The sequence below is a fragment of the Terribacillus halophilus genome (genome assembly GCF_900101385.1).
GTDB lineage: Bacteria > Bacillota > Bacilli > Bacillales > Amphibacillaceae > Terribacillus > Terribacillus halophilus.
This window is the reverse complement of record NZ_FMZB01000001.1, coordinates 83,339-106,353: the sequence shown is the minus strand read 5'-3', so window position 1 is coordinate 106,353 and position 23,015 is coordinate 83,339. Positions and strand designations below refer to the sequence as shown.

The 23,015-nt window shown below is 45.8% G+C and carries 18 protein-coding genes and 2 other annotated features (1 of these 20 cut by a window edge); of the genes, 9 read left to right on the top strand and 9 right to left on the bottom strand.

The window, feature by feature from the left end:
- Nucleotides 1-136 (bottom strand) — a binding site (T-box leader); it reaches 105 nt to the left of the window's first position.
- Nucleotides 137-160: 24 nt separating this feature from the next.
- Nucleotides 161-372: a binding site (T-box leader), on the bottom strand.
- Nucleotides 373-426: 54 nt separating this feature from the next.
- The gene (locus tag BLQ53_RS00515; RefSeq protein ID WP_093724929.1) at nt 427-1,578 is read right to left on the bottom strand and encodes a DEAD/DEAH box helicase; all 1,152 of its coding nucleotides are present in this window, start codon (nt 1,576-1,578) and stop codon (nt 427-429) included.
- 109 nt (nt 1,579-1,687) lie between these two features.
- On the opposite strand from BLQ53_RS00515, the gene BLQ53_RS19265 reads away from it, so the two are divergent.
- Nucleotides 1,688-1,816 carry a hypothetical protein gene (locus tag BLQ53_RS19265; protein ID WP_280137049.1) on the top strand — a complete coding sequence of 43 codons (129 nt, stop codon included), beginning with the start codon at nt 1,688-1,690 and terminating at the stop codon, nt 1,814-1,816.
- A gap of 95 nt (nt 1,817-1,911) precedes the next feature.
- Here the strand turns inward: BLQ53_RS19265 and BLQ53_RS00510 are convergent, their stop codons facing one another.
- Both BLQ53_RS00510 and BLQ53_RS00505 read right to left on the bottom strand, forming a co-directional pair.
- Complete coding sequence (locus BLQ53_RS00510) at nt 1,912-2,769, bottom strand: LysM peptidoglycan-binding and 3D domain-containing protein (protein WP_093724927.1); 858 nt, start codon at nt 2,767-2,769, stop codon at nt 1,912-1,914.
- Nucleotides 2,770-3,144: 375 nt separating this feature from the next.
- On the bottom strand, nt 3,145-4,722 hold the full coding sequence (locus BLQ53_RS00505) for a bifunctional metallophosphatase/5'-nucleotidase (RefSeq protein WP_093724925.1): 1,578 nt from the start codon (nt 4,720-4,722) through the stop codon (nt 3,145-3,147).
- A 172-nt stretch (nt 4,723-4,894) separates the two neighbouring features.
- On the opposite strand from BLQ53_RS00505, the gene BLQ53_RS00500 reads away from it, so the two are divergent.
- The 4 genes from BLQ53_RS00500 to phnE (BLQ53_RS00485) all read left to right on the top strand — a co-directional run bounded on the left by BLQ53_RS00500 (nt 4,895) and on the right by phnE (BLQ53_RS00485) (nt 8,358).
- Nucleotides 4,895-5,836: a phosphate/phosphite/phosphonate ABC transporter substrate-binding protein gene (locus BLQ53_RS00500; protein WP_093724923.1), complete on the top strand. Its 942-nt coding sequence runs from the start codon at nt 4,895-4,897 to the stop codon at nt 5,834-5,836.
- Nucleotides 5,837-5,978: 142 nt separating this feature from the next.
- A complete protein-coding gene (gene phnC, locus BLQ53_RS00495) occupies nt 5,979-6,761 on the top strand; it encodes a phosphonate ABC transporter ATP-binding protein (RefSeq protein ID WP_093724921.1) in 783 nt (260 codons plus the stop codon).
- Complete coding sequence (gene phnE, locus BLQ53_RS00490) at nt 6,758-7,549, top strand: phosphonate ABC transporter, permease protein PhnE (RefSeq protein ID WP_093724919.1); 792 nt, start codon at nt 6,758-6,760, stop codon at nt 7,547-7,549. Before phnC ends, phnE (BLQ53_RS00490) begins: the two co-directional genes overlap by 4 nt.
- The gene (gene phnE, locus BLQ53_RS00485) at nt 7,546-8,358 is read left to right on the top strand and encodes a phosphonate ABC transporter, permease protein PhnE (RefSeq protein ID WP_093724917.1); all 813 of its coding nucleotides are present in this window, start codon (nt 7,546-7,548) and stop codon (nt 8,356-8,358) included. The genes phnE (BLQ53_RS00490) and phnE (BLQ53_RS00485) overlap by 4 nt, the downstream gene beginning before the upstream one ends.
- Before the next feature lie 37 nt (nt 8,359-8,395).
- Here phnE (BLQ53_RS00485) and BLQ53_RS00480 read toward each other — a convergent pair whose 3' ends face one another.
- A complete protein-coding gene (locus tag BLQ53_RS00480) occupies nt 8,396-8,959 on the bottom strand; it encodes a nitroreductase family protein (protein WP_093724915.1) in 564 nt (187 codons plus the stop codon).
- A gap of 219 nt (nt 8,960-9,178) precedes the next feature.
- On the opposite strand from BLQ53_RS00480, the gene BLQ53_RS00475 reads away from it, so the two are divergent.
- On the top strand, nt 9,179-10,012 hold the full coding sequence (locus tag BLQ53_RS00475; RefSeq protein WP_093724913.1) for an ABC transporter ATP-binding protein: 834 nt from the start codon (nt 9,179-9,181) through the stop codon (nt 10,010-10,012).
- Nucleotides 10,013-10,045: 33 nt separating this feature from the next.
- Here BLQ53_RS00475 and BLQ53_RS00470 read toward each other — a convergent pair whose 3' ends face one another.
- Nucleotides 10,046-10,372, bottom strand: a complete 327-nt coding sequence (locus BLQ53_RS00470) for a helix-turn-helix domain-containing protein (RefSeq protein ID WP_093724911.1) — start codon at nt 10,370-10,372, stop codon at nt 10,046-10,048.
- A gap of 176 nt (nt 10,373-10,548) precedes the next feature.
- Between BLQ53_RS00470 and BLQ53_RS00465 the strand changes: the two genes are divergently transcribed.
- The 3 genes from BLQ53_RS00465 to nhaC all read left to right on the top strand — a co-directional run bounded on the left by BLQ53_RS00465 (nt 10,549) and on the right by nhaC (nt 14,505).
- A complete protein-coding gene (locus tag BLQ53_RS00465) occupies nt 10,549-11,544 on the top strand; it encodes an asparaginase (protein WP_093724909.1) in 996 nt (331 codons plus the stop codon).
- A gap of 26 nt (nt 11,545-11,570) precedes the next feature.
- Nucleotides 11,571-12,998 carry an aspartate ammonia-lyase gene (gene aspA / locus BLQ53_RS00460; protein ID WP_093724907.1) on the top strand — a complete coding sequence of 476 codons (1,428 nt, stop codon included), beginning with the start codon at nt 11,571-11,573 and terminating at the stop codon, nt 12,996-12,998.
- 109 nt (nt 12,999-13,107) lie between these two features.
- Nucleotides 13,108-14,505 (top strand): Na+/H+ antiporter NhaC, encoded by a 1,398-nt coding sequence (gene nhaC, locus BLQ53_RS00455; RefSeq protein WP_093724905.1) that lies wholly within the window; start codon nt 13,108-13,110, stop codon nt 14,503-14,505.
- A 41-nt stretch (nt 14,506-14,546) separates the two neighbouring features.
- Here the strand turns inward: nhaC and BLQ53_RS00450 are convergent, their stop codons facing one another.
- From BLQ53_RS00450 to ade, 4 genes are all read right to left on the bottom strand, one after another.
- Nucleotides 14,547-18,068, bottom strand: a complete 3,522-nt coding sequence (locus tag BLQ53_RS00450; protein WP_244499192.1) for a 5'-nucleotidase C-terminal domain-containing protein — start codon at nt 18,066-18,068, stop codon at nt 14,547-14,549.
- 178 nt (nt 18,069-18,246) lie between these two features.
- A complete protein-coding gene (locus tag BLQ53_RS00445; protein ID WP_170829524.1) occupies nt 18,247-19,647 on the bottom strand; it encodes an amidase in 1,401 nt (466 codons plus the stop codon).
- A gap of 62 nt (nt 19,648-19,709) precedes the next feature.
- Nucleotides 19,710-21,035 (bottom strand): Na+/H+ antiporter family protein, encoded by a 1,326-nt coding sequence (locus BLQ53_RS00440; RefSeq protein WP_093724899.1) that lies wholly within the window; start codon nt 21,033-21,035, stop codon nt 19,710-19,712.
- 143 nt (nt 21,036-21,178) lie between these two features.
- Nucleotides 21,179-22,972, bottom strand: a complete 1,794-nt coding sequence (gene ade, locus BLQ53_RS00435; RefSeq protein ID WP_244499191.1) for an adenine deaminase — start codon at nt 22,970-22,972, stop codon at nt 21,179-21,181.
- Between the last annotated feature and the right edge of the window lie 43 nt (nt 22,973-23,015).

Genomic DNA, 23,015 nt, shown 5'->3' with positions numbered 1-23,015 from the left:
AAACCGGATTCCCCTACTATTGTTCAGGGAATCTCTCTGAAGTCCATTCCATGCTGCCGATTTGGCCGGGATCCCACCACACCCGGCTCTCTGTGCAAATCTAGCAGCATGTACTCCTCTTCATCCACGATTTAGTGTATAAAAAAAGGCAATCTCTCCAATAAAGGACGAGATTACCCGTGGTACCACCTTTGTTAGCTAGCGAACTAGCTCACTTTGCTCCTCTTATCGGGGGAGTTGCCGCCACAGCCTACTGGTCATTTCAGCCATGATGCTCGGAAGTCCATTCACCTATGTGTCACACCGATTCTCACCAAACATCGGCTCTCTGAAGTGACCACATAAGCTACTACTCTTCGTCTTCGCTCACGTATCAGTTATGTTGCATTCATTGTAGTACCCTTGTTTTCAATTGTCAAGGGATATTTATTCTGCATCCCGTAAATCAGGTTTTCCGTTTTCACCAAAAACGAGCTCTTTCCGCGGCAGACGCTGCTTCGTCTCTTTTTCGATCTGTTTGATTTGGTGTCGGTCGCGAGGTGTCACAAAGGCTACAGTCAAGCCCGTACTGCCAGCCCTTCCTGTTCGGCCAATACGGTGGATATAGCTTTCGGTGTCTTCCGGCAGATCATAATTGAATACATGGGTCACACCTTCCACATCCAATCCTCTGGCAGCAACATCCGTCGCAACAAGAAACTGCGTCTTGTAATCTCGAAAATTCTTCATCGCCCGTTCACGTTTTGCCTGTGACAGATCGCCGTGCAATTCATCCGATTCAAATCCAAGACCGCGCAAGTAACCATGCAGCTCAGACGCACGTCTTCTCGTCCTGCAGAAAATGATCGCAGCAAATGGACGGTACATCTGCAATAGTACCTTCAATGTATTCCGCTTCTCACGATCCGGCATCTCCAGTACGATCTGCTTGATTTCCTTCAAGGTCACATTTGTTGATTGAATCGTGATCTCCTTGGGTTTCTGCATTTGGGAAGATGCCAGCTGACGGATTTCCTTCGGCATGGTCGCAGAGAACAACAGTGTCTGTTTCGCATCAGGCAGAGCAGCCGCAACGTCCTTGACGTCATGCCAGAAACCCATATGCAGCATCTGATCTGCCTCATCGAGGACAAATGTCCGGACATGGGAGAGATCCACCGTGCCGCGGCGCATATGATCGAGGAGCCGACCTGGTGTCGCGACAACGATATCCACTCGCCCTTCCAATTTTTTAAGCTGCTTGATGATATCTTGTCCACCATATACAGCGAGCGTACCGACTTCTTCCTCAGGATGAATCAGCTTTGCCAATTCATCATAAATCTGGATGGCCAGCTCCCTCGTCGGACTGAGAATGAGTGCTTGAATACCTGTATTATCAGTCTCCAGCATCTCCAGTATCGGAAGCAGGAACGCAAGCGTCTTGCCTGTACCAGTTTGTGCTTTGGCAATCACATCTTTCCCTGTCAGGATTTCCGGGATAGCCTGCTGCTGTACCGGGGTCGGTTCATTCAAACCCAATTTATGTAATAATTCAAGCCGTTTATTTTGTAAGTTCAAGTCATTGAACAGCTTCATGTTGTTCCCTCTTTCATACTTTTTCCATGATTATTATGAGAAATTTCCATAGATGTACACTTAAAATGTTTGTAAGATACTAGTATACACATATTAAGGGGGAAATTATATGCAAAAATGGCTGATCGGCATTTTTGTCTTGCTGATCATCAGTTTCAGCATCATCGGTCTTTTTCGCAGTGAAGGAAAAATCCATGACATAAATGAGACAAGTAAATCGTCTGTAAATTTAAAATGACTCCCGTTTATCCTGCACCCAGGCGGGGAAACTGTAATATAAATAAAACAGGCAGAGCAAACCGCCATTTGCCCCACCTGTTTAAGCTATTCGTATTAGTCTAGAACTTTTACTGTTACAGATTTACGGCCCCAGTCCAAAGCAGTGCCTTGGTCTGGTACGTGCACATCGATTTTATTACCTTTGATTGCACCGCCAGTATCGCCCGCAATTGCTTCACCATAGCCTTCTACCCATACTTTGGATCCTAAAGGAATTACATTTGGGTCTACAGCGATAACTTTTGCATTTGGATTTGCATTCAAATCGATACCAGTAGCCGTCACACCAGAGCAACCTTCACATTGTCCAGTATATGCAGTTGCGGAAACTGTGAGTTCTTTCGTTGCTTCTTGGCTAGTACTAGTGGCTGTATCTTCTTCTTTGGCAGGAGCTGCTTCTTGTTTAGCAGGTTCTGCTTTTTGTTCTGTTTGTGCAGGTGCTTCCTGCTTTTCTTCTTGCTTAGGTGCTTCTTCTTGTGTTGTTTCTTGCTGAACTGCTTCTTGCTTAGGTGCTTCTTGCTTCACTGGTGCTGCTTCTGCTACCGCGCCGCCAGTCACCGCCAGTTGCTGACCTATTACAATCAAATCGGAGTTCAAGCTGTTCCATGCTTTCAGCTCGCCTACCGATACGTTGAACTTCCCTGCGATTTTATAAAGAGAATCGCCTTTTTGTACTGTGTATGTGTCTGCTTGGTTTGTTTCTTTATCTATAGTCAATTTTTGATTAGGAAAGATTAGGTCAGAATCAAGTTGGTTAAGTTCTTTAAGCTGATTAACACTAACTTCGTATTTATCTGCGATTTTCCAAAGGGAATCCCCTTTTTGAACATTATATTCAGCAGCCGATGCTGATGTACCGAATGCCCCCGCAATTACTAGTCCTGTAGCTAAAGATACGACTGTTTTTTTCATTCGTCGTTTACCTCCTTAAATTTCTAACAAGACTTATGCTAACACATGGGGTGAGGGGAATGGGTTACAAGAAGTTTAAGGTTATATTACAGGCTCTGCGCATAGCAATATTGTTGTTACATTGTAATATCTCTGTAATAAAACTAACGATAACCAAGCTCCAGAGGGCTTTTCTGTAATAAAAGACCTCGTTTTATTCCACATAATGTAAATTGATAAACTGAAATTTCTTGTTGACTTTGTTTTTAATGGCTTTTTTTCCTCAATAAATTGTCGTTTTTCCGCTTTTTTTGGGTTAAATGTTACAAAAACGGACTAACAACACCCTTTTATTTACCAATTGAATAAAAAAACAGGTGCAGCTGCACCTGTTTCCTACTTCCTCACCCGCCAATTATGATTGCAAGTTGCTTCTATTACATTGCGCTTGCTGATGTAATCGGCAATCAGTTCTGTCATGTCTGTTGTAATTTCCCGGACCACCTGTTTTCCTTTGAACATGATATAATCTCCTCCGCCAGCGGCTCGGTAATTATTCATTACAACCTGATACATTTGATCTGCCAGGACAGGGCTGCCTTTGATGGACAATCCTTGCACACGGTCCCCGACCTCACGACTGACATCCAATATATATTCGATTCCTTCCCACATGTCATAATTGTAATGCTGCGGCTTCGGTTCCAAGAAGGCGCGGCTCACTTCGAGCTGTCCATCTTCACTCAATGAAAAATAAGTCGCAGATAGTTCCAATGCCTGCTTCATATCGGCACCGGAAATCTCCATCACTTTCAGTGTATTAGGATAGATATAATTAGAAACGATATCCCTCATCGTAATATCCTGTGGAAATCCTGGTGAGGCATTATGGAACAATGCTGTACTGGAGATGGCCACGCCGGCTGCATCCATCTGTACTTTATTAATGAACTCGATAAAAGGTGTCTCCTTCACCCTCGTTTCAAATGCATCGTGAATGATCATATCCCCATCTATTTTTCCGATCGGCTGATCCAGCCATTTCTGTGTTTCGTCTTCATAGGAAGAAACTAGGTTCAGAATCGTTTCATCAGGAACGATTTCATTCGTTATTTCATGCAGTTTCGCCTCTGATGCAACTCGCTTCCTACTATTATATAGTCGTTCGACAGCAATCGATACCTCACCCAGATATGCACCATTCGATCCCGGCTGCACAATGGTGACATCATTCACTTTTTCTGCAAGGATTCGATGCTGATGTCCCGTAACCAAAATATCGATTCCTTCTATTGAATGGCAAATTTCATATCCCACGTTTTCCCCGCTGAGTGATTCCGTCGGCTCGCCGGTTTCTAAATCACGTTCGAATCCACCATGATAAGCAACGATCAGGACATCCGGCTGCTCCTTCTCCCGAACTTCCTTCACCCATCTTCTCGTCGATTCCAACACATGCTCAAAGGCAAGCCCTTCGATGTGGTGCGGATCCTCCCAATTCGGTATGAAGTGAGTCGTGACACCGATGATGGCCAGTTTGACATCCCCAATCCGCTTGATCACATATGGATTTCCGAAAACAGGTTCCTTTTTTGTCTCATCAAGGATATTACCGCAAAGATAAGGAAAATTCGCAAGCTGTATCGCTGATTGCAAGTATGGCATGCCATAGTTGAACTCGTGATTGCCTATCACCGCTGCATCGTACTTGAGCTCATTCATACAGCGGATCATCGGGTTATCTCTGTCAGAATGATATTTCGCATGATGATAGGTCAAAGGTGTTCCTTGTATCATATCTCCATTATCAAGGAGCAGGACATGCTTCTTATCTTCTCTTATTCTTTTAATCAAAGCAGCAGTCCGTGCCAGGCCTTGGGGAGCTGGTTCGTGATCCCGGTATGTAGTTGGAAAGATATTCCCATGCACATCACTAGTGACTAGCAGTGTAATATTTGTCGTGTTATCAGACATTCTATCGATTCCTCCGACCTTATTTTCTGAATTAAAACAGTTTTTGCTATTATCTATCATAACATGCCAAAACTATCTTTACATTCTTATTACAGTAAGTTAACATAAACTGGAACAAGTCGTGATATAGTTGTTCATGCAGTGCAAATTAAACAATTTTTGGGGGTATATCATGTTTAAGAAAATTGCAGGCGTCGGCGCGACTCTATTTCTAGCAGCAGGCTTGCTCAGCGCGTGCGGATCCGAGGATTCCAGCGCAGAGGGCGGCGGCAGCGGGAGCGGCAGCAATGGAGATCTAGAAGAATTGCGTGTGCAGTTCGTTCCTTCTCAGAACGCTGAAACACTTGAAGCAAAAGCAAAACCACTTGAAGGACTTCTGGAGGAAGAGCTGGATATTCCTGTTGAAGTTAGTGTATCCACTAACTACAACACTATCGTTGAAGCGATGTCTTCCGGTCAAGTAGACGTTGGTTTCCTACCACCTACAGCATATGTTTTGGCACATGAAAAAGATGCTGCGGATGTTATCCTTCAGTCCCAGCGCTACGGTGTCAATCCAGAAGACGGTTCTCCGACAGATGAACTAGTAGACTACTATCTTGCACAATTCGTAGTCAAAGCTGATTCCGATATCAATTCCCTTGAAGACCTTGAGGGCAAAAGCATCGCAGTACAGGACGTAACTTCTTCTGCAGGTTATGTATGGCCGGCCGGCGCACTTGATGAAGCTGGTTTGGACATCCAGCAGGACTTGACTCCGACAATCGTCAAAGGTCATGATGCAGGTATCATCAGCGTATTGAACGGTGATACAGATGCAGCTGTTACGTTCCAGGATGCACGTAATACTGTAAGCGGCGACTATCCGACTGTATTTGAAGATACAAAAGTAATCGCCACTACGGAAAAAATCCCGAACGATACAATTGCCGTCACGCCTGAGATCAATGACGAGTGGAAAGAAAAAATCACAGACGCTTTCATCAACATCGGTAAAGATCCGGAAGGTTTGGAAATCATCCGCGATGTTTACACACATGAAGGTTATGTGAAATCCGATGACAGCAACTTCGAAGTTGTACGTGAGTACGCTGAGAAATACGGTCTAGAATAATCAAGTCCCTTTCATAATCTACCTATCCATCCAGCCAGCCTGAGATATCCTTGGACTGGCTGGGCTTTTGTCTGTATGTATATCTTTTCAGAACAGTTCTTTTTCTTAACTATTAAACTACATAAAAAGGTTGGTATAGAAAGTGATAGAATTTCGCAATGTTTCGAAAACATATCCAAATGGCGTCAAAGGTTTGAAAAACATCAACTTGACTATCGAAAAAGGCGAGTTCATTGTCATTGTCGGACTTTCCGGTGCTGGTAAGTCCACATTGCTGCGCTCGATTAATAGATTGCATGAAATCTCAGAGGGAGAAATCCTGATTGATAACAAGTCGATTACCGCTGCAAAAGGAAAGAGCTTGCGCATGTTCCGCCGTGATATCGGCATGATTTTTCAGAACTTCAATCTAGTGAAACGTTCCACTGTACTGCGCAATGTTCTATCTGGGCGTGTTGCTTATCACTCTACATTACGTACCGTATTCGGCTTATTTCCGAAAGAGGATGTCAATTTAGCCCTTAATGCTTTGGATCGTGTAAATATTGTCGACAAAGCGTACACACGCTCCGATCAGCTTTCTGGTGGTCAGCAGCAGCGTGTCTCCATCGCCCGGGCGCTGGCGCAGGAAGCCAAAATCATCTTAGCCGATGAGCCAGTAGCATCGCTAGATCCGCTGACTACCAAACAAGTAATGGACGATTTGAAAAAAATCAATCAAGAACTCGGCATCACGACGGTCGTCAACCTTCACTTCATCGATATTGCCCGTCAGTATGCAACACGCATCATCGGGCTGAATGCCGGGGAAGTCGTTTTTGACGGACCAGTGGAAGAAGCGACTGATGAGAAGTTCCAGGAAATCTACGGACAGCAGCTGGAAAAAGAACAGCAGCGAGGACCAGTTGGAGCTGGAGCCGAATGAACCAGACTCCAAAAAAAATGGTTCCGAAAGCACCGTCAAAACTAAAGCATTATCTCACAGGCATCATTGTTCTCGCTTTGCTCGCTTGGAGCTACTGGCGTTCTGAAGCCAGCATCGTGGATTTGTTTACCAATCGTGATCAAATGGCAACCATTATAGTTGAAATGTTCCCGCCAGACTGGGGCTATTTCCTTGAAATAATCGATCCCATGCTGGAAACGATCCGTATGGCAGTAATTGGTACAACATTTGGTGCGATTATAGCTGTTCCTATTATCCTGCTGTGTGCGAATAACGTTAACCGGATTCCTTGGATCTCTTATCCAGCACGTTTTGTGCTCAACTTGATCCGTACTGTACCAGAGCTCCTTCTTGCGGCTGTTTTTGTTGCTATTTTCGGACTCGGTATGATTCCTGGTATCTTTGCTTTGACCATTTTTTCTGTCGGAATCATCGCCAAATTGACTTATGAATCCATCGAAGGCATTGACAAAGGACCAATGGAAGCGATGACTGCAGTTGGTGCGAATAAAGTGCAATGGATCACCTTCTCCATCATTCCGCAGGCGGCTGCATATTTCGTATCTTATGTGCTTTATACATTTGAAGTAAATATTCGAGCAGCGGCTATTCTTGGTCTAGTTGGCGCCGGGGGTATCGGTCTCTTATTTGACAGCAACCTTGGCTTTTTCAACTATCCGAATGTCAACACATTGGTTTTCGCAACACTTATCGTTGTAGTAATCATCGATTTTATCAGCAATAAACTTCGGGAGAAATTACTATGAGCCAACTATCCACACAAACCGTCGACAAACCAAAAGGCCGCGGTAAGCGGGTTTTCAACCGCGTGCTAATTCTAGTGATTCTGGCTGCGATTTATGTTTGGGCATTCTCAGGTGTCGAGGAGTTCAAGATCAAGGATACAGCTGGACAGATTTCCAAGGCTATCTTTGAAGGAATCATTCACCCGGATTGGGACTTCATTAATGATGAGGAAGGTTTAATTTACGGGTTGATTGATACATTGGCGATTTCGATTCTTGGTACATTCATTTCTGCGATTCTTACCGTGCCATTTGGCTTTTGGGCTGCAAGACGCCGCAGTAAAGGAGGCTTCTTCGTCACAGGAGTAGGACGATTTATCCTTAGTTATATCCGGGTATTTCCAGAGGTTGTACTGGCTATCATCTTCATTAAAGCAGTTGGTCCAGGTTCCTATGCCGGAGTGCTGGCTTTAGGACTCCACTCCATCGGGATGCTTGGTAAATTATTTGCTGAAGAAGTGGATGCAATCGACCATGGTCCTCGTGAAGCACTGATTGCTACCGGAGCGAACCGGATCCAGGTCCTTGTTTACTCTGTCTTACCACAGGTCCTTCCTGGCTTCATTTCCTATACGCTGTATCGGTTCGAACTGAATGTGCGGGGAGCTTCCATTCTTGGTATCATCGGAGCCGGTGGTATCGGAGCTCCGCTTATCTTCGCATTGCAATCACGTAACTGGCCGCGGGTAGGAATCATATTGCTCGGTGTCATTATACTCGTATCTTTGATCGACTTGATATCAGGTTATTTGCGTAAAAAGATCGTCTAGAAAAACAGCGATTCTGCTTGAACAGAATCGCTGTTTTTTAGTTTAGTATCGTTGTCCGGTCACTTGCCGGTACTCGGGGCTTCACTTTTGGTTCTTTCCCTATATAACCGACTTGCAGCAGACCGATATTACGCTCCCCTGGTTTGATTTGCAGCAATTCCCTCGCCTCTTGATTCTCCAGCAAAGCATTCGTCTTCCAGATCGTACCGATCCCTTTTTCCCAGGCTAGCAGGCTGAAATTCTGGATCAGCATGCTGGCAGACGCGTAATCCTCTTCCCTGAATTTCATTTGCGTATGTTCCTCCAGCACAACCGCTATCCATAACGGCACATCGATAATCTTCTTCTTCAGCGCCTCTGCCTTTTTCTCTTTTTCTTCAGCAGTTGCAACACCCTTTGCGCCTTGCTTGGCATTGATATCACCCAGCTTCTCCTTCGTCTCTCCATCTATCAGGATGAATCGCCAAGGCTGTGTCATCTTATGGTTCGGTACCCATACTGATACATCGAGCAGATTCTGGATCTCTTCATAAGAGATTTGTTTGCTTGTATCATAATTCGAAATCGATCTTCTTTCCTTGATCAGCTGCTCCAATTGCATTTCCAACACTCCTATCCTCTTCCCGGTCTGTCCTTTAATTGAAAATCATTATCATTATCATATCTGAATATTCCACACAAAGTCAATGTGCTACCAGTTGGAAGAAATCTTACTTTTTTATGAAATTTGCCGGATAAACCTTGAATAGCCTCTTATTTTGTGACAATATAAATGATAACGAATCTCATTCTCACAGAGAAGCTGAAAGGGGTACCAGTAATGGGACGTTTGCAGACGGAATTACTTGAAGTAGCCTATGGAGATAAATCAATCGTAAAAGATTTGACTATAGAAATTCCTAAAGGAAAGATTACGGCACTGGTGGGAGCTAATGGTTCCGGCAAGTCCACTATACTTAAAACGATGGCTCGTGTCATGAAGCCGAAGAACGGCACCGTGCTATTGGACGGTAAAAGCATCCATAAACAATCGACGAAAGCAGTCGCAAAGCAGCTTGCCATCCTGCCGCAAAACCCTGTCGCACCCGAGGGACTGACAGTATCCGAGCTTGTGGCTTATGGCCGCTATCCGCATCAGAAAGGCTTCGGTACACTTACTCCTTATGATAAAGAAGTGATTGCATGGGCAATCGATGTAACCGGTATGGCAGACTTCGCCCAACGTGCAGTCGACCAGCTTTCCGGCGGGCAGCGCCAGCGTGCTTGGATTGCGATGGCATTAGCACAAGAAACGGAAACCCTCTTCCTTGATGAGCCGACAACATTCCTCGATATGGCACATCAGCTGGAAGTACTTATGCTGCTGCATAAACTGAACCGTGAGGAAAATCGGACGATTGTCATGGTTGTGCATGATCTCAACCATGCTACGCGTTACGCCGATCATATGATTGCGATTAAAAAAGGGCAGGTTGTTTGCGAAGGGTCTCCTGTTGAGACTGTAACGGCAGAGAACTTGCGGGAAGTCTTCCATATCGAAGCAGATGTCATCATCGATCCTCGCTCTGGAGTGCCGCTTTGTTTGCCATATAATACGCTCGCAAACACTACTCCCATTGAGCCAGAACGTGTCTTGGAGAAAACACTGGCATAACAAAACGCTTTGCAGCTTACTGCAAAGCGTTTTTCATTTCTTTTCTTCTATTTCCCTCATTGCCCGGATAAAAGCGATTACCCCGCTTGTTTCCGTTTCCGTCAGCTTTCTGTAATCGACTGACAGCTCCTTCTTCTTTAAATCGGTCAGCTCGATATCCTTCTCGAAATGCCGTCCAAGTAAATCGTCACAGCTCGTACCAAACAGCTCAGCCAGCGTGATCAACGCTTCAAACGAAGGGCGCCGGTATCCAGATTCATAGCCCGCATACGTGCTTTTGGCAATACCGAGGCGATCTGCCGTATCTTGCAAAGACCAATTCTTCTTCTTTCTCAATTCTGTTAGCCGATCCAGATTCATCTTACTTCCCCCGCTATTTTTTCCTTCTTTACATTATAGCACAAACTTATGCCTTTCGTACGCGATACGAATAATACAACCTTGATAATAACCTCTATCTTCTCTATAATTAGGGTCTAAGTACGCAATTAGCGAATAACTCATTATATGTAACGATAGATAGAAGAGGTGCAGGAATGAAAAAGCTATTATTACTTACCACCGGCGGCACCATCGCATCAGTCGAAGGAGAGAATGGTTTGGCACCGGCTGTGGATGCGAATGAATTGCTAAGCTATGTTTCCGATTTGGATAATGAATATACAATGGAAACAATATCGCTTATGAATCTCGATAGCACGAATATGCAGCCGGAAGACTGGGTGACGATGGCTGAAGCTGTGCGGGATCATTATCATGCCTATGATGGTTTTGTCATCACGCACGGAACAGATACAATGGCTTATACAGCAGCAGCATTGTCCTATATGCTGCAAAATTCCAGTAAACCAATTGTCATTACTGGTTCCCAAATCCCGATCACCTTCCAGAAAACAGATGCGAAAAAGAACATCAAAGATGCCATCCGCTTTGCCTGTGAAGAAGTCGGCGGCGTCTATGTCGTATTTGACGGCCGGGTCATACAAGGGACAAGGGCAATAAAACTGCGGACCAAAAGCTATGATGCATTTGAAAGTATCAATTATCCATACATTGCCTTCATCCATGATGATACCATCGAATATAACAAGAAAACACACGGAGAAAATCTGCCGTTTTCCGTTGATACTTCCCTCTGTACTGATGTACTCTTATTAAGGCTGTATCCAGGACTCAAGCCTGAAATGCTTGATGCTTTGGCAAGCATGTATAAAGGTGTTGTAATTGAGAGCTATGGCAGCGGCGGCATCCCCTTCGAAGAACGAGACCTTCTGCAAAAGATCAATGAATTAGTGGAAAAGGGCATTGTAGTCGTTATCACGACACAATGTCTGGAAGAAGGCGAAGATATGTCCATCTATGAAGTTGGACGTCGTATCGATCAAGAGTTAGTGATTCGCTCCAGCAATATGAACACAGAAGCAATCGTACCGAAACTCATGTGGGCACTTGGCCGATCCACTGATCCAAAGGAAGTAAAAGGCATGATGGAAACGCCGATTGCTGAAGATATTACTATATGGCCCTCTTAAATAATTGAAAAAGGAAGGTTCAAGTCATGGCAGACTTACAAGAGAAACATCGGATTGAAAAAGACTTTCTGGGAGAAAAACAAATTATCAAAGATGCTTATTATGGTATTCAGACATTGCGAGCATCGGAAAACTTCCCGATTACAGGCTATCGCATCCATGAAGAAATGATCAAGGCACTCGGCATCGTGAAGAAATCAGCCGCACTTGCCAATATGGATGTAAAACGCTTGTATGAAGGGCTCGGAAATGCCATCGTTCAAGCATCCGAAGAAATCATAAATGGCAAATGGCATGACCAGTTCATCGTGGATCCGATCCAAGGCGGTGCTGGCACCTCCATCAATATGAATGCCAATGAAGTCATCACGAATCGCGCACTGGAGATCCTTGGGCATGAAAAAGGCGATTATCAGCATTTAAGCCCGAATACGCACGTGAACATGTCCCAATCGACGAATGATGTATTTCCGACAGCAATCCATATTTCTACATTGAACATGCTCGAAAAACTGCTCGAAACAATGGAATATATGCAAGGTGAATTCAAGAAAAAAGCACAACAGTTCGATTCTGTCATCAAAATGGGACGTACGCATCTACAGGATGCAGTACCTATTCGTCTTGGACAGGAATTCGAAGCGTACAGCCGCGTGCTGGAAAGGGATATCAAACGGATAAAACAATCCCGTCAGCATCTGTATGAAGTCAATATGGGAGCGACAGCAGTCGGTACAGGATTGAATGCAAATCCTAAATATATCGAGCGTGTCGTCAAACATTTGGCTGACAACAGCGGTCTGCCGCTCGTCACAGCTGAAAACTTGGTCGATGCAACACAAAACACGGATGCTTATACCGAGGTTTCCGCAAGCCTGAAAGTTTGTATGATGAACATGTCCAAGATCGCAAACGATCTCCGCCTGATGGCTTCCGGTCCGAGAGCAGGGCTGAACGAGATCAACTTACCAGCACGTCAGCCAGGTTCCTCCATCATGCCAGGTAAAGTGAATCCGGTTATGGCAGAGATGATCAACCAGATTGCGTTCCAAGTAATCGGTAATGATAATACTATCTGCTTGGCTTCCGAAGCTGGACAGCTTGAACTGAACGTCATGGAACCTGTACTTGTGTTCAACCTCTTGCAGTCCATCAGTATCATGAACAACGGCTTCCGCTCCTTCACCGATAACTGTCTGATCGGTATCGAAGCAAACGAGGCTATGCTGAAAGAATATGTTGATAAAAGTGTCGGATTGCTGACAGCAGTCAATCCGCATTTAGGATACGAAGTTGCTGCGCGTATCGCGCGTGAAGCGATTCTTACCGGGAAATCGATCCGTGAGCTATGCCTTCAATACGATGTCCTAACCGAAGAAGAACTGGATATCATCTTAAATCCTTACGAAATGACAAAACCGGGTATTGCCGGCGAGGAGCTTTTTGATAGATAATAGAAAAATGTGCATATGTCCCGTTTTTTTAAAAAAGCGGGATATAAAGCGCATCTTTATCCGCATCCTTATGTAAGCGGGTTCACTATTATTTTTAGGAGGACTGGATTTGAAAGAAGCAAGATTACCCTCAGTTACGGAGATTATCATCATACTAGGAATCTTTCTAGCGCTTGTATTATCCTTCACAGTCTATCTTGACTTGCCGATTCAGCTGGCGCTCTTCATATCATGGTTTGTCGTCATCATCCTTGGTATACGGCTTGGGCACCAGTATCAGGATTTACAGAAATCAATTATGAGCGGAATCTCGAATGGACTGGAAGCCGTTCTGATTCTAGTGGCCGTCGGGGCCTTGATCGGCACATGGATTGCTGGGGGTGTCGTACCGACATTAATATACTATGGTCTTGAATTCATCCACCCAAGTATTTTCCTGCTGGCAACCTTGATCATCTGTGCCATCATGTCCATTGCTACTGGTACATCGTGGGGAACAGCAGGTACGGCAGGCATCGCCATGATGGCGATCGGGGAAGGACTTGGCATGCCACTGCCGCTTGTGGCCGGAGCAGTGCTGTCCGGATCTTATTTCGGGGACAAGCTATCTCCTCTATCTGATAGTACCGTACTCGCATCCTCTCTTTCCAAGGTAGATGTTCTGGAACATGTCCGGGCTATGCTTTTCCTATCCCTTCCAGCTTTCGTCATCACGGCTATCCTTTTTACAGGGGTTGGATTCATTTACGGAGGAAAAGATATCGATCAGGCTAGGGTGGAATCATTGAAGGGCGCGCTTATGGATAACTTTGATATCAGCATCCTGATGCTGATTCCAGCTATAGCAGTACTGGTACTATTGGCTATGAAAAAACCATCCCTGCCAGTCATCGCTACAGGCGCTCTGCTTGGTGCCATCTGGGCATCCCTTTTCCAAGGAATGCATTTCACAGAAGCTCTTGGCACCGCTTATAATGGATTTTCGATTGATACAGGTGTGAATTTCATCGATGGCATCCTTAACCGAGGCGGCGTGATGGGTATGCTCGATACCTTGATGGTTATCATTTTCGGTCTTGGTTTCGGCGGGCTTCTTGAAAAACTCGGTGTCCTGCAAGTGATCGTGTCCACCTTTGAAAAGAAACTTATATCCGCGGGCAATACGACATTGGCAACCTTGATCGTCGCCTTCCTTGGAAATGTCCTAGGCTGCGCCATGTATGTTTCCTTGATCCTGACACCTAAAATGATGGAAAAAACGTATGACAGGCAGCAGCTTGACCGCCGTGTTCTTTCCCGTAATACAGAAGTCGGCGGTACGTTGACTTCCGGTATGGTGCCATGGTCAGACAACGGTATTTATATGGCAGGGATTCTAGGAGTTTCCACTTTTGCCTATCTGCCATTCATGTGGCTGAGCTTTGTCGCTATCGGGCTTGCAATCATCTATGGTTATACCGGTAAATTCATCTGGTATAACAAAGATAAAACAGCTGTTGAAAGCTAAAAAAAGACCTTCAAGTAAAAATTGCTTGAAGGTCTTTTCCATTACCAGCGCCAAAACAGTTTCTTCACCCAATTCCACACTGTATCAACAACATCTTTTACGAAATCTATAATCGGATGCTGCGGCTTCTCGCCCTCCTCTGGCTCTTCTGGTTCTGTCGGTGGTTCTTCCGGATCTACCGGAGGCTCAGTTGGTGCATCCCCGCTTACTTCCGAAATACGCCCTTCTGCTTCATAAGCAATCGGCTCCATCTCGAAGCTTCTTACAAATGCAACAGTTGCCTCCAAATCTTCCGGTCCCATTACAGGATTGCGGCCAAGTTCGCTGATCGGACGGTATTTATCACCTTGAGATGTTCCCATGAAGTTATTCACAGTAATCGTATACACTTTATCTTCGTCAATCGGAGAACCATCAGGAAGCTTAATATCCACAACCTGATTCGTTTCTCCATTCCATGTATACGTAAAGCCGCTTATGCTGTAATCCGGACCGTATGAAGTAATCTGTGCATTCAAGATTGCCTCCAGATCCGCTCCGTCAATCTCGAATGTCATGAGTGTATTGTTGAATGGCTGAATGTTGAAAAGCTCACCCCAAGTAATGTCGCCTTCGAGTAAATCATCCCTGATCCCTCCGCCATTCATCAGGGCAAAGTCACTATCCATTGCCTCTCTCATGCCATCGGCGATCAAATTGCCAAGCGCATTGTCACCTACTTCACCCTTGACTGCATAACCGCCAGTCATCGGATTAGCTGCCACGCCGACGACTTCATCCATGATTGGCGCTACTTCTTCGGCATATTTATCCAAGATGGTTCCGACTGTCGGATCAGGTGTGTAAACTCCCTGATCTACCCATACGATTTCAGCTTCTTTGGAAACAATATCGCCTGTTTTTCGATCAATCTCCACATCCACATCTGAAAAAGCCTTTCCATATTCAGACGCCTGAACGATCAGTTTATTATCAACCGTTGCATTGACGACAGCATGGTTATGCGCTGCGAAAATGATGTCAACTTCATCATCCACCGCATTAGCCATATCAGCTGCATCGCCTATCGCACTGTCCCCACTTTGCTCAGCTGGCATATGGGACAGGACGACAATTGCCTTGACGCCTTGTTCTTTCAATTCGGCTGTTGCTTGATTGACTGCTGCTACTTCATCGGTGATGGTAATATCCTGAATCCCTTCTGGCATGACCATACCAAGTGATGCCGTTGTATTTACTCCGATGAAGCCGATTTTCTCCCCATCGACTTCCTGAATGCTGTAAGGAGGCAGGATCGTTTCACCACTGTCTTTGTAGACACAGTTGGCACAAAGTGTCGGAAAGTCCGTTCCATCATAGCCAGGAGTTCCACTCGGATGCTCCCCGCCTTCCACGATACGCAATAACTCTTCTGTACCTTCATCCAGTTCATGATTGCCGATCGTACCTACATCGAAGCCCATCGCTTCCATGATCTCGATTGTCGGCTCATCCTGCAGCAGTGCCGATACAGGAGAGCTGCCGCCGATCATATCCCCAGCATGGACGAGCAAGCTATTCGGATTGTCTGCTTCCCGCTGTTTGATAGCTGCTGCTGTATAATCCATACGTCCGAAAGTGCCATCCATTGTGCCATCTCCGTCCGTATCCAGTTCATACTGCTGATCAATTTTGCCATGAAGATCGTTCATACCAAGCAGCTGCACAGCCAGGTTATCTTCCTCCACAGGTGGCTCTGCATCACCAGCTGCTTCATATCCCGCGTCAAGCGCATCCTGTTCTGTCCAGAAGAAGATGCGCTTATCAACTGGAATGGACTCCCACTGGTCAGGAGCGACGTATTGCTTTGCATCCGAATTCCCAACGTACTTATCCAGTCCACCGCCATCATAACGGGCACGGAATTCAAACGGCAGCTCCTCCAAAAGAGATTCTGGATTCCAAATTCCTTTTTCCTGCATTTTGGCTTCTGCTACTGCTCGCTGATAGGTTGCATATTCACGCTCATCACCAATTGGTGCGATAAAGTAAGTAACAGCCAAACCTTCTTTCACCAATTCAAGGTTCATATTCTCCCCATCGGCGGTGATGACCTGCGCCAGGAGTCGGCCATAATTATCTGTTGGCTCTTCCCCCACTTCAAGTGTAATCTCATCACCTGCAGACAGCTTGGATTTTAGATAATCAGAGGCTGCCTTGCCGTGGTCCATCTGATTCTGGTCCATTTCATTTTTGATTGCATGAAATGTTTCCGGCGTATCCGCATTCACAAAGCGGACGCGATCCGATCCTAAAACAGGGTCTTTTAAGCGAATCGTATCTCCATCCGTGACAGATTCCACAACTGCTTTATAGCTACCTTCTGTTTTCGGCGCTTCAGGCTGCTCTGCCGCTATCTGCATATCCGCTTGTTTACGCGGGAGGATTTGATAGCTGTCGTATTGACTCAGGATACCAGTAACGGTATACCACTTGCCTTCTTCCACAGTCGAAATGTCCAAGGCAGATTCCATGATACGCAATGTGATAGATTCATAGTTTTCATTGATGAATTGAATATTGTATCCACCGCCAGCTGAGCTTGACGGGATATCTTTGATGTATCCTGTCACCCGGATAAGTTCCCCTTCTGCTGGTTCAGCTGTCGCTTCAGACTGAAGCTGGCTGATTGTCATTACCTCCGGTGAAGGGATTTCATTGTCAGAGGAAATGACAGTCACACCGTCCACAGAGGGGGCTATCTCTGTCAACCCACGATAACTGGTAATCTCTCCGGTCACGCGGATAAGGTCACCTTCTTTTATCTCCGGAAAGGCTGCTTCATCCGTATGATAGATATTCAGTCCAGCCGTTTCATCCTGGATGAATACAGATAGTTTCCCACCGCTGATGCTTGCATTATCTGCGGTAGCAATTCCTTCTACGGTCACCGTTTCACCGGTTTTCCCCTTTATATCGGCAATCGGCTGGACCGTTCCTGCTTCGGGTTCTTCGCCGGGTTCTTCCTCTCCATGAGATCCAATTGAGTCGAATGTATCTTTTGCTGTCTCTTCCCACTGCTCTGGAACGAAGACTGTGCTGCCTTCGGTCACGTCAGCAGATCGGATAAGGCCGATATCCTTGGCTATGTCCTGATCATTCCCGATTTCACCAACGACATCAAGAACGGTTCCATCGTGCTGGAGAGCGACAGCATCATTCCCATTGAAATTGATGACACTCCCGTTCGTCTGATCTGCTGCTGCAAGCAGGGTTTCACTCGCACGCGGATTGGCAATGACATATGTATCACCCGATTCCAATGTACCCGATAAGGTAACAGAAGCAGTTGCTTCCGTTTTACCATTGAAATATCCTGCCAATTCGAATTGACCGAGATCGATCGGCTCATCGGTCGGATTATAAAGCTCGATCGCTTTATTATATGAGCTTCCTTCTACGTACTCCGATAGTATCGGCGCCGCAATTCGCTCCGCTGCCTGTGCCCTGGAAGAGAAGCTCGGCAAAATTCCTGAATAAATAAGTGCGACTATTGCAAAAACAGATACTACTTTTTTACCCATTAACATGATTCCCCCAAAATAATAGTAAGTTCGGCAAATACCGACGAACTCCGTCATCTACCATACTAGCTGGTATCAAACTATCCCGATATAGGAGGATAGACATGATTCTGGTTAATTTTCTGTAAAACAACCGGGATATTTGGGACAAATGAAAAAAGCAGCCGAAGCTGCTATTTTAACGAAGTGGATAGGCATCCATATAGGCTTTGGCTGCTCGTAGGACACGGGCATCCTGGAAACGGTTGGCGGCCAGCTGCATACCGATCGGCAAGCCTCCTTGTGAAAGTCCTGCTGGAAGTGACGCTGCTGGTAGACCAGTCACATTATAAGCGTGCGTCATCATCCAGTCTGCATCTTCCTTCACCTGCTGTCCATCAATGACAGATGGCCCCAACAAATGATAGTCAAAAGCAGGAACAGCCAGTGTCGGTGAGAGGACTAGATCATAATCCTGAAGCACCGTCTGCAGTCTGTTCCAGACTGTCGTGCGATTCCGTTCGTACGCACGATAATCAGAAGCCATCAGCGGTTTGCCCTTTTCAATCATCTCACGATAGGAGTCGGACACCCATTCCGGATTGCTTTCAAGCAATTTTGCACTTCCTGCTGCTGAAGATGCATACCACATGCTTGTGAAGAATCCATTGAACTGACGACGATCCATATCAAAATCAAGATTCACTGTCTCAACAGACATGCCGAGCGCGCGCCAATTATCGAATGTTGCTTCGACAACTTGGCGTACTTCCGGATCGATAGCATACATGCCGAAATCCGGTGTATAAGCGATACGAAGACCTTGCGCTTGTTCTTCCAAATAGGATGTGCCGATTTGGCTGTCCAAAAGCGGGAGACTGAATGGATCCGTTGTGGACGGACCCTGTACAGCTTCCAGGAACAGCGCGCTATCATCGGGATTATTCGAAAGCGGTCCATGGTTGACGAATGGTGAGCTGGAACCGAAAACATTACCCAAATTATTATCCATCGGAATTCGGCCATATGTCGGTTTGAAGCCAAATATCCCACAAAGACTCGCCGGTATGCGGATGGAGCCTCCTCCATCACTTCCCTCCGCCAGCGGCACCATTCCTGCTGCTACTGCAGCAGCAGAACCACCGCTTGATCCGCCTGCTGTCTTGGAATGATCCCATGGATTCACGGTAGCACCGAATACCATATTATCCGTCGTGCCCTTATGACCGAATTCAGGTGTGTTCGTCTTACCCATGATCAAAGCACCTGCTTGTCGCAGACGCTTGACGATCGTAGCGTCCCGATCGGCGATGTGATCCTTATAGGCCGGTGAGCCAAAAGTGGTACGCATACCTTTTACAGGTGTAAGATCTTTGATACCGACAGGAATTCCATGCAGCAGGCCTGTCTTCTCCCCGCGCATGACTGCCTGCTCTGCCTCTTTCGCTTCTTCAAGCAGCTTATCATTCATGGTAACGAACGCATTGATCTCGCCGTTTTTACGCTCTGTTTGATCCAAATAATAGGAAGCCACCTCAACAGGAGAGATTTCCTTGTTTTGAATAGCTGTCACTAATTCGCGTACTGTTTTGCCTTCCACTGTCATCGCCCCTTTTTATCCTCTACACGTATCATAACGCTAGCAAGTCCCGCGTTCAACCGTCAGAGGATCATCGCAGCAATCCAGCCGAGTGCGATAACAGGCAAGTTGTAATGCAGGAAAGTAGGAACAACGCTGTCCCATATGTGATTATGCTGTCCGTCCGCATTTAAGCCTGATGTTGGACCAAGCGTTGAATCGGATGCTGGTGATCCAGCATCGCCAAGAGCTCCCGCAGTACCAACCAATGCTATGATCGCAAGCGGACTGAAGCCTAATTCAACTGCTAATGGCACAAAAATAGTAGCAATGACAGGTACCGTTGAAAAAGAAGATCCAATACCCATCGTTACAAGCAGGCCGACTACCAGCATCAGAAAAGCCCCTAATGCTTGGCTGCCGTTGATCGCGCTTGCGGCACTTTCAACCAGACCTTCAACATCGCCGGTCTCACCAATGACATTTGCAAATCCCGATGCAGCAATCATAACAAATCCGATGAATGCCATGAGCCGCATACCGTTTGTCAGTATGTTATCGGCCTCCTTCCATTTGACAGTACCTGTTGCATACAGAACAACAATACCTGCAAGTGCGCCAAAAATCATCGAGTCTGTCCAGATTTGAACAGACAACGCTGCCAGGATGGACAAAATAGAAAAGATCAACGTTTTTAAATCGAGTCGTGAATTTTCCTCACGTACTCCTTCTGGAACAGGAAGCTCCTTGTTTTCATAAACACGCGGTTTACGATAAGTTATGAGTGCAATCAGTAAACCCACCACCATGCCAAGCGCAGGCAGTATCATCGCCTTGGTAACTTGATTTGATGTTACTTCCAGACCATTCGAAGTTATATTGCTCGCGACGAGACCTTGAAATATCTCTCCATAACCTACTGGAAGTGCCATATACGGTGTCACCAAGCCGAAGGTAAGAATAGTCGCTGTCAGCCGCCTGTCGATCTGCAAGTCATTCAAAATTGATAACAAAGGCGGTATGAGCAATGGGATGAATGCAATATGAACTGGAATAGCATTCTGGGACAGACAAGCCATGATCAAAATCAAAATCAGGATCAGCGCACGTGAACGCTTCTTAGAATAAGCCGTGTCTTTCTTTCCGCTGATCGAGATGATCCCTCGAACCATCGCCTCTGGCAAACCAGTACTCGCTATTGCAACAGCAAACCCGCCGAGCATCGCATAACTAAGGGCTACCTCAGCTCCTCCTCCAACTCCGTCTGTAAATGCAGCTAATGTTCCATCCATCCCGAGACCGCCGACCAGACCGCCAGCAAGCGCACCGCAAATAAGGGAAAATACTACATTGACTCGTAATAAACTTAGTATAAGTACTAATATAACGCCGATCACAACTGCATTCACTTCTAATTCCTCCATCACTTTATTATGGTAAAGTATTAAAGTAAGATAACAGATAATCTAACTTTTTGTCAATGAAATCAGAAGTAATCGGAATATTCAATATACAAGAAGAAAAACCAGCATTTCTGCTGGTTTCTCCCACCTTATTCCGATATAACAACATCAATCAATTCAAATGTGGTGACATCTGCAAGGCCGCGGTTCGTTACCCGAATCTCTGGAATTACCGCCAAGGCAATCAGGGAGAATGTCATAATCGGATCAGTTATGCTGCACCCTAGGTTTTCCCAGGCTTTCACGAGATTACTTACTTGTTCCACCACTGTTTCAAGCGGCTGATCAGACATCAGTCCGGCAATCGGCATCGGTAATTCTGCTAGAACTTCGCCATTCCGTACAGCAACAAGTCCGCCGCCGATTTCTGCCAGACGGTTCGCAGCAATAGCCATATCTTCACGATCCACACCCATGACGAGCAGATTATGACTATCATGTGCCACGGTCGAAGCGACTGCTCCATGCTGGAACTGGAATCCATGCACAAAGACATTGGATATTTGCCCAGTTCCTTTATGCCGTTCAATACAAGTTAAATGGATGATATCCTGTTTCTTATCTATGTGCACCGCTCCATCTTTGACTTGCAGGGAAGCAGTCATCTTTTCTGTCCGCGCACTTCCTTCAATTGCTTTAACGACATTCACCTTCACTTCACCATCCGGACGATTTGTGCGGTGAAGGAAATCATCGGCCTTCATTTCACGGGCTAGATGCACGGAGCTTCGCACAGCATCTGGATATGTGTACACTGGAAATACTTGCTGCAGCTCTCCTTTTTCAAATTGGATGCTTCCATCTGCTATGACAGTAGATGCTTCCATCTGCTGCAAATCCTCTATAAGAAGCAAATCTGCGAATTTACCCGCACTGATACTGCCGATATCATTTTCCATATGGAAATACCGAGCAGAGTTGATTGTAGCCAGCTGAATTGCTGTCACAGGGTCGAGCCCTTCCTCGATCGCCCGGCGGACAACATGGTTCATATGTCCTTTCGTAATCAATGTCTCCGGATAAACATCATCCGTAACCAAGGAAATATTGCGTGTGTCCACGTTATATTCTGTGATCACCTTGATCACTTCCTTCACGTCCCGCCATGCTGAACCTTCACGAATCTGCACATGAAGGCCTGCACGAAGTTTAGCCAATGCATCTTCCTTGGCAATTGTTTCATGATCGGATGTAACACCTGCTGCGATATATGCTTGCAGCGCGTACGGGTCTTCTGAAGGGAAGTGGCCGGTTACCGTCTTATCCGCTTTAATTGTCTCCGCTATTTCCCCATGCATTTTGCTGTCTCCATGAACGACACCAGGGAAGTTCATCACTTCTCCCAGTCCTTGAACATTCTCCCAGGTTAGACCTTCCTGAATATCTGCCACAGTCAGGCTGGCTCCGGCGTCTTCCAAATCATCTGTAGCAGGGACACAGGATGGAAACGTCGTATACACTTTCAACGGCAGCTGCTGCCCCTCTTCGTGCATATAACGAACGCCTTCAATTCCGAATACATTCGCTATCTCATGAGGATCCATGAATACCGTCGTTGTACCTTTTGCAAGTGCTGCCTTGGAAAATTCCGTAACGGAAAGCATCGTACTCTCCACATGCATATGGCCATCAATCAGCCCTGGTACAAGATACTGTCCATTTGCTTCTATCACTTTAGTATTCGGTCCTTCATGCTCCTTCCGTGCTTTACCGACTAGTGCAATTCGGTCACCAGATATGACAACATCAGTATGCTCCAGCAGTTCTCCTGTGAATACGTTGACTAGCACACCATCTCGGATAATTAAATCAGCGGGACGCTTTCCTAATGCAACCTCACCCAATTGTTTTGCTGCTTCATATAGTTTTGTTCTTTTTCCCACTGTCTTCAACTCCTATTATCCTTATACGTTATGCCCATAAACG

Coding starts and splice junctions, on each gene's coding strand:
- BLQ53_RS19265 (WP_280137049.1), top strand. CDS start 1,688: ATGCAAAAATGGCTGATCGGCATTTTTGTCTTGCTGATCATCAGTTTC.
- BLQ53_RS00510 (WP_093724927.1), bottom strand. CDS start 2,769: ATGAAAAAAACAGTCGTATCTTTAGCTACAGGACTAGTAATTGCGGGG.
- BLQ53_RS00500 (WP_093724923.1), top strand. CDS start 4,895: ATGTTTAAGAAAATTGCAGGCGTCGGCGCGACTCTATTTCTAGCAGCA.
- aspA (WP_093724907.1), top strand. CDS start 11,571: ATGGCAGACTTACAAGAGAAACATCGGATTGAAAAAGACTTTCTGGGA.
- BLQ53_RS00465 (WP_093724909.1), top strand. CDS start 10,549: ATGAAAAAGCTATTATTACTTACCACCGGCGGCACCATCGCATCAGTC.
- phnE (WP_093724919.1), top strand. CDS start 6,758: ATGAACCAGACTCCAAAAAAAATGGTTCCGAAAGCACCGTCAAAACTA.
- BLQ53_RS00480 (WP_093724915.1), bottom strand. CDS start 8,959: ATGCAATTGGAGCAGCTGATCAAGGAAAGAAGATCGATTTCGAATTAT.
- BLQ53_RS00470 (WP_093724911.1), bottom strand. CDS start 10,372: ATGAATCTGGATCGGCTAACAGAATTGAGAAAGAAGAAGAATTGGTCT.
- BLQ53_RS00505 (WP_093724925.1), bottom strand. CDS start 4,722: ATGTCTGATAACACGACAAATATTACACTGCTAGTCACTAGTGATGTG.
- BLQ53_RS00450 (WP_244499192.1), bottom strand. CDS start 18,068: ATGGGTAAAAAAGTAGTATCTGTTTTTGCAATAGTCGCACTTATTTAT.
- phnE (WP_093724917.1), top strand. CDS start 7,546: ATGAGCCAACTATCCACACAAACCGTCGACAAACCAAAAGGCCGCGGT.
- BLQ53_RS00515 (WP_093724929.1), bottom strand. CDS start 1,578: ATGAAGCTGTTCAATGACTTGAACTTACAAAATAAACGGCTTGAATTA.
- BLQ53_RS00475 (WP_093724913.1), top strand. CDS start 9,179: ATGGGACGTTTGCAGACGGAATTACTTGAAGTAGCCTATGGAGATAAA.